12 protein-coding genes are annotated in these 13,533 nt (G+C 54.4%); all 12 read left to right on the plus strand.

The window, feature by feature from the left end:
• The first annotated feature begins 266 nt into the window (after window positions 1-266).
• The 12 genes from MTX78_RS13295 to MTX78_RS13350 all read left to right on the plus strand — a co-directional run bounded on the left by MTX78_RS13295 (window position 267) and on the right by MTX78_RS13350 (window position 13,421).
• On the plus strand, window positions 267-2,834 hold the full coding sequence (locus tag MTX78_RS13295) for a TonB-dependent receptor (protein WP_243794959.1): 2,568 nt from the start codon (window positions 267-269) through the stop codon (window positions 2,832-2,834).
• Between the two features lie 128 nt (window positions 2,835-2,962).
• Window positions 2,963-4,258, plus strand: coding sequence for a PepSY-associated TM helix domain-containing protein (locus tag MTX78_RS13300; RefSeq protein WP_243794961.1), 1,296 nt, complete (start codon window positions 2,963-2,965; stop codon window positions 4,256-4,258).
• A 245-nt stretch (window positions 4,259-4,503) separates the two neighbouring features.
• Window positions 4,504-5,532 carry a bile acid:sodium symporter family protein gene (locus tag MTX78_RS13305; protein WP_243794962.1) on the plus strand — a complete coding sequence of 343 codons (1,029 nt, stop codon included), beginning with the start codon at window positions 4,504-4,506 and terminating at the stop codon, window positions 5,530-5,532.
• A gap of 482 nt (window positions 5,533-6,014) precedes the next feature.
• Entirely contained in the window at window positions 6,015-6,467 is a 453-nt protein-coding gene (locus tag MTX78_RS13310) for an ankyrin repeat domain-containing protein (RefSeq protein WP_243794964.1), read from the plus strand.
• A 206-nt stretch (window positions 6,468-6,673) separates the two neighbouring features.
• Complete coding sequence (locus tag MTX78_RS13315; RefSeq protein ID WP_243794966.1) at window positions 6,674-7,273, plus strand: urease accessory protein; 600 nt, start codon at window positions 6,674-6,676, stop codon at window positions 7,271-7,273.
• A 120-nt stretch (window positions 7,274-7,393) separates the two neighbouring features.
• Window positions 7,394-8,131 carry an urease subunit beta gene (locus MTX78_RS13320; RefSeq protein WP_243794972.1) on the plus strand — a complete coding sequence of 246 codons (738 nt, stop codon included), beginning with the start codon at window positions 7,394-7,396 and terminating at the stop codon, window positions 8,129-8,131.
• A gap of 37 nt (window positions 8,132-8,168) precedes the next feature.
• Complete coding sequence (locus MTX78_RS13325; protein WP_243794974.1) at window positions 8,169-8,630, plus strand: hypothetical protein; 462 nt, start codon at window positions 8,169-8,171, stop codon at window positions 8,628-8,630.
• 67 nt (window positions 8,631-8,697) lie between these two features.
• On the plus strand, window positions 8,698-8,796 hold the full coding sequence (locus tag MTX78_RS13330; RefSeq protein WP_243794976.1) for a hypothetical protein: 99 nt from the start codon (window positions 8,698-8,700) through the stop codon (window positions 8,794-8,796).
• Between the two features lie 190 nt (window positions 8,797-8,986).
• Window positions 8,987-9,478 carry a hypothetical protein gene (locus tag MTX78_RS13335; RefSeq protein ID WP_243794978.1) on the plus strand — a complete coding sequence of 164 codons (492 nt, stop codon included), beginning with the start codon at window positions 8,987-8,989 and terminating at the stop codon, window positions 9,476-9,478.
• Between the two features lie 5 nt (window positions 9,479-9,483).
• Window positions 9,484-10,812, plus strand: coding sequence for a hypothetical protein (locus tag MTX78_RS13340; RefSeq protein ID WP_243794979.1), 1,329 nt, complete (start codon window positions 9,484-9,486; stop codon window positions 10,810-10,812).
• A 147-nt stretch (window positions 10,813-10,959) separates the two neighbouring features.
• The gene (gene ureC, locus MTX78_RS13345; RefSeq protein WP_243794981.1) at window positions 10,960-12,675 is read left to right on the plus strand and encodes an urease subunit alpha; all 1,716 of its coding nucleotides are present in this window, start codon (window positions 10,960-10,962) and stop codon (window positions 12,673-12,675) included.
• A gap of 74 nt (window positions 12,676-12,749) precedes the next feature.
• Window positions 12,750-13,421 (plus strand): urease accessory protein UreF, encoded by a 672-nt coding sequence (locus tag MTX78_RS13350; RefSeq protein WP_243794982.1) that lies wholly within the window; start codon window positions 12,750-12,752, stop codon window positions 13,419-13,421.
• Window positions 13,422-13,533 lie beyond the last annotated feature (112 nt).

Raw genomic sequence — 13,533 nt, forward strand, 5'->3', positions numbered from 1 at the left:
ACCAAACACCAGCAGCGTAGCAGGCCCCCGCATAAGGCAGCGGCTAACGGCGGCCTTAGTCTTACGCTGCTCTGGCTAGCGGTAGAGCAACCTATATAGTTGTGTTTATGGGAACTACCTGAAGCATATGCTTCAGGTAGTTCGGTGTGTAAAGCCCTTGACAATTCGATAATGAAAATATTTTCAAAGCTATTTTGAATTCATCTAAATAGACACGTGCTTTGCATTGTTTTTAATCAGTCTAAACAAGCCAACCGCGCTGTTCAATGTCCCGATCTGCTTTACTACTACTTCTTTCGCTGCCACTTAGTGGTGTTGCTCATGCTCTTCCGCTTACCGTTGCTACCAGCCCACGTATTGCTTCTGCCGTTGCAGGAGCCGATGATCCGGTACGGCGCGGGTGGTTAACGGGCAAGGTTAGCGACGCAGCAGGCAAGCCGGTGGAAGGCGTAACAGTGGCATTGAAAGGCACGTCGTTTGGTACCAGCACTGCCGCGGACGGTAACTTCCGGCTATCGGCCCAAGCCGGTTCTTATGAGTTGGTCGTGACCAGCATCGGGTATGTGGCCCAGGAGGTTCCGGTGACCGTAACGGGCGGCGAAAGCACCCCGGTACCGGCTTTCACGCTGGCGGCGAGCAACCAGAACCTATCGGAGGTAACCGTGACGGGCGCCAAGTCGTTGAACCAGCGCACGGTGAGCGTAGGCAAGCTGCCCGTAGCCACCCTCGACCTGCCCCAAAGCGCCGTAACCGTAGAGCGCGAAGTGCTAGAGCAGCAGCAGGTGCTGCGCCTCTCCGATGCCCTTGTGAACGTGAGCGGCTTGTACGTAACCAGCACTACGGGCGGTACGCAGGAAGAATTGGGCAGCCGCGGCTTTGCGTACGGCAGCAACAACACCTTCAAAAACGGGGTCCGCTTCAACAACGGCGTGATGCCGGAAGCCAGCTCGCTGGAGCGCATGGAAGTGCTGAAAGGCAGCGCGGCTATTCTCTATGGCAACGTAGCAGCTGGGGGCGTGCTAAACCTCGTAACCAAGAAGCCCCAATTTGAAAAGGGTGGTTCTGTAGGGCTGCGCGTGGGCAGCTTCGGCCTCTGGAAGCCTATTGTTGATGTATACGGCGCAGTAGGAAACAGCGAGAAAGTGGCATTCCGCCTGAATGGCACCTACGAAACCGCCAACAGCTTCCGCGACGGAGTGGAATCCAACCGTGTGTACGTGAACCCCTCCCTCCTCTTCGAGCTGACGCCCAAAACCACGCTGATTCTGGAAGGCGACTATCTGCGCGACAACCGCACGCCCGACTACGGCATTGGCTCTATCGATTACCAAATTCAGGAGTCGCGCACCCGCTTCCTGAACGTACCCGGCGCCGACAACGCGACCAACCAAACCAGCGCTACTGCCACGCTCAGCAGCCGCCTCAATGATGCCTGGCAGATACGCGCAGTAGGCGCCTTCCAGCGCTACGACAACGAACTGCGCAGCGCCACGCGTCCGGTGGGGGTTATTACTCCGGGCCCAACCTACGGCAACTTGGTCCGGGGCTTGCAGCGCACCGAAACGGCCGAGAACTATTACCTCGCCCAGCTCGACCTGACTGGCACTTTCCGCACGGGCTTCTTGGGTCATACGCTGTTGGTGGGTGCCGATGCCGACCAGTATCAGAGCTCTACCATTGGCTATACCAACCCAGCGTCTGCCTCCCGGCCCACAACCGCGGTTAGCACCTACGACATCATCAGCCTGCTAGACCCCAACAAATCCATAGAGCAGCCCGTCGAGCGCCTATCAAGCTTCAACGAGTTGGTACGCAACTCCTTAACCAAGGGCAACACGCGTCGGGCGGGTTTCTATGTGCAGGACTTGCTGAGCGTATCCGACAAAGTGAAGGTATTGGCTGGCGTGCGTTGGAGCTACCAGGAAACGCCCAGCGACGTGTTCAACTACAACACCATCGCCAATATCAACAACAGAACGGCCAACACCTATGTGGTAAACCGGCGCTTCGACAATGCCTTCTCGCCACGCTTAGGGGTGGTGTATCAACCGATCAAAACCAGCTCCGTATTTGCTTCTTACTCCAATTCCTTCACCCCCAACACCGGAGTGGACCTGGAAGGCAAAACACTAGCTCCTTCTCTGATCGACCAGTATGAAGTAGGCATCAAGAACGACCTCTTCAAAGGGGCGTTGTCGGCCAACGTAACGGCCTACCGCATTGTAAACAGCAACCAGGCGCAGGGCATCCTGCCCACCGACCCTCGCTTTGCCACAGCTGCCACGGCTAGCCCACAAGAGCTAGCGGGCCAAGTAACCAGCAAAGGGGTGGAAGTGGACGTGCAAAGCAAGCCAATGATGGGCTGGACATTGATTACGGGCTACAGCTACAACCACACCGCCTACACCAAAAGCAATATCTATGAAGACGGCAGCCGCCTGCGCTACAACCCAGCGCATACCGCCAACTTCAGCTTGTTCTACAACTTCAGCCACTCTTTCGACAACACCTTCCTTCGTGGCCTGACGGCGGGCGTTACCAGCTACTACGTGGGCGACAAGCTGGCGGGCCGCAACAGCCGTTTCCTTAACCCGGCTACCGGCAAACCGTGGGTGGACGCCAGCGGCAACCCCTCCGCCGATGTCAACAAGTTTATCAGCATCCCGAATTACACCCTCTTCGATGCCTCGCTTGGCTACACGTTTGAACGGTTTTCGGTACGGGTGAAACTAGCCAACATCCTGGATGAGCTGAGCTACAACCTGCACGACGACAACAGCGTGAACCCCATTGCCCCTCGCAACTTCTCGGCAACGGCCAACTACCGGTTCTAGGACAACGCAGTAGAACCCATAAGTAAGAGGTGAGTGAAGGAAGCCCAGAAAGAGCCAACTGCAATTGGTTGTTTTCTGGGTTTTCTGCCGAAATTCACTAGCAGATTCCGTCTTTAACAGTATCGAGTATGAAAATCTTCTTTCGCAATATTCACCTGTATCTGAGTTTGGTCTCGGGCCTTGTTATTGCCGTGGTGTGCTTTACGGGTGGGGTGCTGGTTTTCGAGAAAGAGCTAGAGCAAGCCTGGCACCGGGAGCGGTACTTCGTGACCCCGCCAACCACTCCGCGCCAGCCACTAGCCCAACTCACAGCGGCGGTGAAAGCCTATAAGCCAGACGCTAAAATCACGGGGATGAAGGTGTACGCCGACCCAACCCGTACTGTTGAAGTCAGCTTGGCAGGGGCGCCCGGCGGCCCCAGCGGCGAGCGTAAAGGCGAAGGAGCGGGTAAAGAAGGGCGTGCCGGCCGTGAAAGCCACGCGGAAGGCGGCCCAGGGGCCCGCTCGGAAGCGGGCGGCCAGCTTGGTGCGCAAGGCCGGGGCGGCAAAGGCCCCGAAGCCAAAGGCGGTAAAGGCGGTGGCGAAGGTGGCCGAGGCCCGATAGTGTTCGTGAATCCGTACACTGCGGCCGTCATGGGCGAGTTAAACTACCGGGAAACGTTCTTCTTCACGATGATGGCCCTGCACCGCGGCATGGTGGGCGGCCCCATCGGCAAGCTGATAGTGGGCGTTAGCACCGTGATGTTCCTGTTCATTATCGGGACGGGTATTGTGCTATGGTGGCCTGCCACGCGCAACGCCGTACGGCAGCGCCTGACGGTGAAATGGAACGGCAACTGGAAGCGCGTCAACCACGACTTGCACATTGTGCTCGGGTTCTACTCGGCGCTTTTCCTCTTCATCTTCGCCTTCACTGGCTTGGCTTGGTCGTTTGAGTGGTTCAACAAAGGCATTTATGCGGTTACGAACTCGCCTATGCAACGGCCAGAGCCTCCTACTTCTGCCGCGCCAACAGTGGCTGATGCCGCGGCCCTCACGCCGGATGCCGCCTTCACCCTAGCCCGGCAGCAGGCCCCTACCGCCGAGTATTATTCTCTGCAGCTACCCAAAGATTCCACTGGTAGCATCAAAGTAGCCACGCTACGGCCGGGGGCCAGCTACGAAAACGCCACCGACGAGGTGTATTTAGACCAGTACACGGGCCAGGTAATCAGTCAGCAAACCTACGAACAGCGCAACCTGGGCCAGCGCGTACGTGGCATGTTCAAGCCCGTGCATACCGGCTCTATCTTCGGCCTGCCTTCCAAAATCATCAGCCTGATTGTTTGCCTGCTGGGTGTCACCTTCCCCATTACGGGCACTATTATGTGGCTGAACCGGCTGCGCAAAGCCAAGAAAAAGCAAGCCAAGCTAGTGGCCGCGTAATTCGCGTTCGGAAAGCAACGGAGGGCAAGTCCGTCGTAAAAAGCGCGAGCTACTCCTCTGCATAACCTATAAAGCGTCAGGCAATTGTAGCCTGACGCTTTTATTTTGTCTGGCTAAACGCCGTTGGCTGCACCACGGAGCCTGTGCTTCGCGTATCGTTGTAGGGTGTGGTGGCGGCAAAATCGAGCTGTAGCACTACCGCCTCCGCCCGTTCAACCCTACTTTGCCCTTCCTACTTCCCGAGCATGCCCACTACTTCCAAACCAGCCCTTCCCGAAAACCGCGTTGTGGCCCTACTGCGCCGAGCCGGCCTGCTCGACTGGTTTCTAGTGGGGTTGATGGTAGCCGTAGGGCTAGCCTATCTGCTGCCGGGCGTAGGCAGCAAAGCCAGCCCGGTGCCTTGGAAGCTACTGACAACGGCAGGCGTGGCCCTCATTTTCTTTTTCTATGGCTTACGACTAAACCTGGACAAGATGAAGGCTGGGCTGCGTAACTGGCGGCTGCACACGGTAGTACAACTCACCACTTTCGTGGTATTTCCCTTGTTGGCGCTGGCCGTGCGGCCGTTTTTTGGCAGCGAAAAGGCCGATTTGCTCTGGCAAAGTATTTTCTTTCTTTGCACCCTGCCTAGCACGGTTTCTACGTCGGTGGTCATGGTGGGCATTGCCGGTGGCAACCTACCCGCAGCCATCTTCAATGCCAGTATTAGCAGCCTGCTCGGCATCTTCCTCACCCCCATCTGGACCAGCCTGATCCTGCACACCGGCACTGGGGGCGGCCAACTGTGGGGGCTCGCGCTGGACTTAACTTGGCAGGTGGTGCTACCCGTGGTAGCGGGCGTTCTGCTCAACCATCGGTTCGGGAGCTTCGCTGAGCGGCACCGCCAGTCCTTACGCACCTTCGACCAGGTCATCATTCTGCTCATCGTCTTCACCTCGTTTTGCGAATCCTTTGCCGAAGGTGTTTTCACTAGCTACGTACCCACCGACGTGGTGCTGCTAGGGCTGGGCATGGTGGCGTTGTACTTGTTGATTTTCGGGTTGGTCTGGGGCTTGAGCGGGGTACTGGGCTTTGCGCGTGAAGACCGGATAGTGGCCCTGTTTTGCGGCTCCAAAAAGTCGTTGGTGCACGGCAGCGTAATGGCCAGTTTGTTGTTTCCGACTACTGCGTCTACGGGGGCGCTCCTGCTGCCGCTTATGCTTTACCACGCCCTCCAAATCATCATGGCGAGCATGATGGCCCAGCGTATGGGTCGGCAAGCCGCAGCAACATAAACCCGCTAATGACCAACCAGTAATAGCGCTACAAGTAGGAGCCACACACTCAGACGCAAACTCTTTGTCTGGTGAAAAACGCTTTTCCGTTCGCTATATTCTTGGTGACAGCCAGCGGCCAGTCTCAAGCCACTACCACCCACTACGGTGCCTCACGTGAAAACTACGTACAACCGCCCCCCGCAGGACGTACGCCCAGCACTGTAGATAGAATTACGCACAACGCTGCCAGCGAAGCGCGCCGTCAGCCTAGAATTCACTACTCCCATCAGGCTAGCTTGCACTCAGAATTACCCGGTTGACGAGATCCGCAGAAATTGAACTATAGGGCAAACACCTCAATAGATGGGGCGCTAAGATCTTGCCGAAGCTTACTCGCTATTTCATCATCACGCGCGTAAATAAGGCCATTAAATAGCGTTTTTTCTAGATGACTTGCTATATTTGAAGCTATTGATTACATCTAGAGTCTGTTTCTTGGCATGAAAAAACTTCTTCTCGTTTTTGTTTTATTTTCAGGTTTCGCCACAGTAGCTATGGCCCAAACACCCACTCAAAAGGTGTATGCGGCCGTAGTAAAAAATAAACCCACTGACGTGGATGCACTGTTGAAAGCCGGTGCCGATCCGAATGCGCCGGTGGAGATGATGCCCGGCTTTCCAACTAGCTTTCTTATTCTGGCCGCGGGCCGCAGCCAAACGGAGACCGTGAAAGTGCTGCTGCAGCACAAAGCCCTCGTCAACAAGCCCGACAGCTTCAACGCTACGGCGCTTATGGCCGCCGCTGGCGAAGGCAATGCAGAGTTGGTTACGCTGCTCCTAGCCGCTGGGGCCGACCCCAAGCTTAAGGACAACGACGGCAAGGATGCTATGGCCAGCGCCAAGGAAAGCGGCAACGCTGAGGTGGTAAAGCTGCTGCAAGCCAAAATGAAGTAACCCCCTTAACACAATCACTACCACGCACCGCCAAAAGCGGCCAGGCAGCAATGTCGGGTCGCTTTTGCAGTTTAGTGGAACTTGGCACTTATATTTCCGAACCCTGTCCTAGCAATCGGCCCATAGGAAACACCGAATTGCTGCCGCCCGCCCCACCCCGGATTCTCTATCCTACACCAGCAAGCTCAGCCCCAACCTGCTTCTGCATGGAGAACCTGTTGCCTATTCTGTTCGCGTCGGTAGCCGGCGCCGGCCACGCCTTCGAGCCCGACCATCTGCTGGCCGTTAGCAGCATGGTTTCCAAGCGCGACAGCACCCTACTGGCCATGAAAGACGGCTTGTATTGGGGGCTAGGGCACACCACCATGATTGCGCTGGTAGGCTCCGTAATTTTGCTGAGTCGGGCCACGTTTCTGCAATCAGGCTATTTCGAGGCCGCCGTGGGGCTCATGCTGGTGGTCATGGGGTTGAGCCGGTTAGCGGGCAAGGAGCCGCTAGGCTTCAAGATAAAAACCACCTCCGAGCACCGCGTGGCCTATACCGTAGGGCTCATCCACGGCCTAGCGGGCAGCGGCGCACTGGTGCTCTTGGTAATGACGGAAATTACCAGCCCACTGCTTGGCATCCTGTATCTGCTGGTGTTCGGAGTGGGCTCCATCTTGGGCATGTTTGGGGTGGCAGGCTTGCTCAGCATTCCATACACGCCCCGCATGCGCCTAAGCCGCCGCATTCGCCTAGCCACCGGCGTGGTTTCGTCGCTGGCCTGCATCCTCTACGGCGGCTGGATGATTTACGTGAATGTTTAATTGAATTGGTGATGGTTACCGCTGATTGTTGACCGTTCAACTATCAACTTTCCTTTCTAGCAATCAACAGTTCAGCCATCAGCTATTCAACAATAGACTCCCAATAAGCAACCATCACCCATGCACCTTTCGCCCAAGGACCTCGATAAGCTGGTGCTGCACCAAGCCGGTTTTGTAGCGCAAAAGCGCTATGCCCGCGGCCTGCTTCTTAATTACCCCGAAGCTATGGCCCTCATTGCCACCCAGCTACTGGAGTTTATCCGCGATGGGGAGCGGGTGGCAGTGCTCATGGATAAAGGCAAACAGCTCCTCGGCCTGCAAGACGTGCTACCCGGCGTGGCCGACATGATAGCCGAAGTGCAAGTGGAAGGCACCTTTCCCGATGGCACCAAACTCGTGACCGTGCACCACCCCATCTGCCGCGAGCAAGGCACCCCCGAACTGGCGCTCTACGCCTCCGGCCTCACCCGCACCACCGAGAAACTGGTTATCGACAACGTGCTGCACCCCAACCCCGGCGAGTATCTGTTGGCCTCAGCAGATATTACTCTGAACGCCGACCGTGCCACCGTGGAGATAGACGTAACCAACATGGGTGACCGGCCGGTGCAGGTTGGCTCGCACTACCCGTTCTTCGAAACCAACGCCGCCCTGCAATTCAACCGGGCGCTAGCCTACGGGTTCCGCCTCAACATTCCCGCCGGCACAGCCGTCCGCTTCGAGCCCGGCGAGCGGAAACGGGTGACGTTGGTAGCCTTGTCCGGCGAGCGTATCGTGTACGGCGGCAACGGCTGGATTGACGGGAAGCTGGATGAGGCTGGAAGTAAAGAAAATGCGTTGTATAAGTTGAAAAGCTGATTTTAGCGGCGAAATCAAACACATTCATTCCTATACCATGATTTATACTGTTGAATTACCGAATATAGAAAATACATATAAATACGAGTTCGATAAACTAGAATCTCAGGATGAAAATGCTACAATTTCTTCAGTGGTAAAGCTTATAATTAAGCTTTATAAGAACACTAAAATAGCAGGAGTAGATAATAGTGCACCAGATAATGATATGCTCCTTTTTGAATATGGAGTGTTCGGTTTAAGTTCAGAGCAACCTGCACTTTTCACTATCAGTTTTACGCGCCAATTCTGTATTGAAGGTGAAGAAGAGTACTATCAAATATCGCAGACCTTTTCATTTGATAAAGAGAATTTTGTAGGGGTTGATAATTTCAATCAATGGTCAACTGATTGTTCTTCAACCGATGAGTGGATAGCTACCATTCAGAATACTGTAGGATTTAGAATTGCAGAAAAGACACCTTGGTTATCATATAATATTACTCTTGATTGTACCTGAGAGGAAGCCAGTCTGCCATTTGCAAAAAGCAAATTGCTCCACCATAATCATATAAAGCTAAGTCATCATGTCCCTTCGCATCAACCGGCAGGCGTACGCCGATATGTACGGCCCTACTACTAGCGAACGGGTACGCCTGGGCGACTCGTTTGGCAAATCGTGTTAATGGGCATCAGAACCGTGTAACTCATCACGCTCTGCATCACACGCTTCAAAAGGGACTTGCATATATGCCGGGTTCTTCACTAGCTGACCCTTCTTAGGGCTCCTACTACGCCCTGCTATAGTTAGGAGTAGTATATTTCCTCAAAAAAACAGAAATGAGTTGTTTGGCAGTACGCTGTATAGCGGCCAGTATGAGCTTGGTTTGGTTTCTACTGAGCGGTTGTCAGTCCGATTCTCCTACCACTGTTTTACAAGTAGGTTATGAAGATGTGCACGGAACCACAGCACCTGACCCTGACTGGCTAGCGGACACAATAGCACACACAGGGCAATGGTCCAATCAGTTTTTAGCTACTGCTGACTATGGGCCTAGTATCATCAAAACCTGGTCGGAGTTGGGAAGCCCACAGCATCTTCGGATAGGAGGCTGGGTATGGCTGCCGCACGGTTTGATGCATGCAGCACTAGTAGTAGTAGTAGAACGCAACGGCGAGGCCATTCACTACCGAATGCTGCCTATACAAGAAGTGGTGAAACGCTATAAACAGTGGCAATTAATACATCAAACACACTTTTTACCACCAAATATGCAAGACACAGATCAGGTGAAAATCTACTTGTGGCAGTGGGGTTACCATTACAAATTCTACTTTGATGATCTGTTTGTAGAAAAAATACGCTAATACTCATGGTTAACTTGCCTTATCTACGACAGGCTACTCACTGGCCCCATACGCTTGTACGGAATCGTGCTGCTCTCATCTTTATAACAATAGGGGCGCATGTAGGCATATTACTAATTACCTATTTTGCCCTATATACATTAGGTATCATTCAGCACATACCAAACGAGGTAAGTCTCCAATCGTGGGACGCTGGGCTGTTTTACCGTTTATCGCAGACAGGCTACGATGACGCTTCAAGTGCAATTAATGCTTTTTTCCCGCTACTACCAGTTGTTTGGAAGTTAACCGGACTTAACGCAGTTGGGATAAGCATTATGAATGGCGCTTGTGGCTGTATTGGAGTGGGAATTTTAGCCTGGGCTTTCCGGCTATCAGCTCGCCAAATTCTGGTCTCCCTTTCTGCCCCCATGCTGTTTTTTGTTATGGTACCCTATGCAGAAGCTTTGTTCTTCATGTTGGGGGCATTATTTCTAGCTGGATTGCACCGAAATCAGTACGGCTTAGTGATTGTGGGGCTACTAGGAGCTTGCCTTGCCCGTTCAGCAGCTACTCTATTTATACCGGCTTACTTATTTGCTGAGTTACTCTGGTGGAATCAACAACCTTGGCACAAGAGTATTCTTCGTATCCTAGGCGGAATTCTGGCTATGGCAAGTGCTGTCGGCATTGTAATGCTGATGCAATACAACAGCCATGGCGATGCTTGGGCTTTTTATAAAGTACACTCTCTGTGGGGACAAACTTTTAAAGAACCTACTTTCCCTTTCCACAGCTCTGCGGGCATTAATGTGCTATGGTTGGATTCCTTTGGCCTACTGATAGCTCTCTGTAGTATGGTTTTCTGCTTGGGATTGGGATACAAGTGGTTATTAAGTGGACGCAAAAAATTTCACGGAGTTGTCTTTCCTTCTCGGGCAGTTCTTTTCTCTCTGGGATATTGCTTTGGCGCTGGGTTTTTTATTATTTTTTACCAAGGAGGAGACTTGGTAGGATTGGCTCGCTATATTTTAGCTTCACCATTCTTTGTGGTATTGTTGTGGCAAATTTGGCAATTACCTCCCCGGCAAAAAGTTTGGCTAGTGGGTCTTTTATTTGTTATATACTTATTAGTAGTAAGCAGCTTAGGAGGCTTATGGGAATTTAATAGCTTTTATCCTAGGCAGGCCATTCTATATTACGCGTTGTTTTTTATTTACGTAGTAATCCATCTAGCTGTTAGCTCAAATTCAATACCCTGGTATAGGGAAATGGCAACCGGCTTATACTTGGTTAACCTGCTGCTATTAATTTATTTCCACGTGCTTTTCACCCAAAGTACTTGGATTAATTAATCCACGGCTGGGGCGCGTCTATGACGCGAATCAACTGCGCCGTTTTGGCAAATCGTGCCAACAGACACGTCAGAGATGTGAAACCGACAGTGCACGCGTCGCAGATGCACGCTAACCATAAAGCGCCACTCTATAACCTAGCCTACCATGCCCTACCCTCTATCCCGGCAGGCGTACGCCGATATGTACGGCCCCACTACCGGCGACAAAGTGCGCCTCGGCGACACGGATTTGCTGATTGAAGTCGAGCAGGACTACACGGTGTATGGGGAGGAATGCAAGTTCGGGGGCGGCAAGGTGCTCCGCGACGGCATGGGCCAGGCCGCCGGCATTGCACAAGCGGAGGCGCTGGACTTGCTGATTACCAACGCCCTGGTCGTGGATTACACCGGCATCTACAAGGCCGATATTGGTATCAAGAACGGGCGAATTGTGGGCATCGGGAAGGCTGGCAACCCGCACATTATGCCCGGCGTGACACCCGGCATGGTGGTGGGCGTGACCACCGAAGTTATTGCCGGCGAAGGGCAGATTCTGACGGCGGGCGCCATTGACTGCCACATTCATTTCATTAGTCCGCAGCAAATACCGGAGGCCCTGGCGTCGGGCATTACTACGATGGTGGGCGGCGGGACGGGGCCGGCGGCGGGCACCACGGCTACCACCTGCACACCAGGTGCATTCTATCTGGAAATGATGCTGCGTGCTACCGAGGAATACCCGTTAAACTTCGGCTTTCTGGGCAAGGGCAACACCTCCCGTCCCGAGGGCCTGATTGAGCAGGTGGAAGCTGGCGCGCTGGGCTTCAAGCTGCACGAAGACTGGGGCACCACCCCTGCCGCCATCGACCAGTGCCTGACCATTGCCGAGCAGTACGACGTGCAGGTGTGCATCCATACGGACACGCTCAATGAAAGCGGCTTCGTGGAAACCAGCACTGCTGCCTTCAAGGGTCGCACCATCCACGCCTACCACACCGAGGGCGCCGGCGGCGGCCACGCCCCCGACATCATCAAAATCTGCGGCGAGCCGAATGTTATTCCCTCGTCCACCAACCCTACGCGGCCCTTCACGGTCAATACCATCGATGAGCACCTGGACATGCTGATGGTCTGCCACCACCTCGACCGGAATATCCCCGAGGACGTCGCCTTCGCCGAAAGCCGCATCCGCGGCGAAACCATTGCCGCCGAGGATATTCTGCACGATATGGGGGCGCTCAGCATCATTTCCTCGGACTCGCAGGCCATGGGCCGGGTGGGCGAAGTACTGACCCGTACCTGGCAGACTGCCCACAAAATGGCTCAGCAGCGTGGCCCCTTGCCCGAGGATGCCGGCCGCGGCCATCATAATTTCCGGGTGAAGCGCTACGTGGCCAAGTACACCATCAACCCCGCTCGCGCCCACGGTTTCGCCGACGAAATAGGCTCCGTAGAGCGAGGCAAGCTGGCCGATTTGGTGCTCTGGAAGCCGCAGTTTTTTGGTGCTAGGCCGGAAATGATTATCAAGGGCGGCGTGATTGTACAGTCGCAGATGGGTGATGCCAACGCCTCCATTCCTACGCCCCAGCCGGCCTTCTCGCGGCCCATGTTCGGTTCGCTCGGTTCGGCCATTGGCCCGACGTCGATGGTGTTTGTCTCGCAAGCCTCAGTGGCGCACGTGCAGGCCACCTACGGCCTAACCAAACAAGTAGTAGCGGTGAAAGGATGCCGCACCGTAACCAAGAAAGACATGGCCCTCAACGACTACCTCCCCAACATCGAAGTAGACCCCGAAACCTACCGCGTGACCGTTGACGGCGTGCACCTCACCTGCGAACCAGCTACCAAACTGCCGCTAGCGCAACTGTATAATTTATTTTAAAGCTAGTTCCCCTCCTCAGCTGAGGGGAGTTAGCTTTTAATTATTTACAGCTCCCCTTATCTTTTCCTTTCCTCATGCAATTTGTTCGGCTGCTGCACCTTATAGACTCCGCCCTGCCGACAGGCTCGTTTGCATATTCGTATGGCTTGGAGAGCAGCCTCACGTTTGGGTTGGTAAAAACGCCGGGGGAGTTTCGCCAGCACCTGTACGCTTATATGCAGCAAGCGGCTAGCTTGGAGCTGCCGTTTATGCACTCTTGTTTCACACTGCCGGAGTTAGGGCCAGAGCTGCGGCAGTTGGCCGAGGAATACGATGCGCAACTGCTGGTTCCGGCGCTGCACCGGGCTAGCATCACGCAGGGCAAGACCTGGCTGAAGCTATTGGCCTCTTTTTATCCGGCCGCCCACCTGCCTGAGTTGAGCGCCTGGTTTGCGGTGCAACAGGTGCCGCTACACTTCACCATTAGCTTCACGCTGGCGCTGAAACGGGCTGGGTTTGCCTTGGCTGATTTACAAGCGGTGTACCTGCACATGGCCTTGCGCGACCAACTCAGCGCGGCTATCCGGCTGGGGTTCATGGGTCCGTTGGAAGGCCACCGCCTCCAGCACGATTTCTACGCCGTGTTCGAGCACTTGCTGGCTGAGCACGGCAGCAAGTACTATCACGAAGCCACCCGATCTGCTTTCCTGTTGGATGCAACTCAGGTACTACACGAGGATATTTACTCGAAGCTGTTTCAGAATTAGTTTAGCAGCTTCCAGAACGCTGTCGAGACGCAGCACTTCGCGTCTCGACAGCGTTCCGGCACCTTGGATGACATCCTTTCCGTTGTCCTTTCACTCTTTCACAACCTTGCCT

Origin of the sequence: Hymenobacter tibetensis, from assembly GCF_022827545.1 — a bacterium.
GTDB lineage: Bacteria > Bacteroidota > Bacteroidia > Cytophagales > Hymenobacteraceae > Hymenobacter > Hymenobacter tibetensis.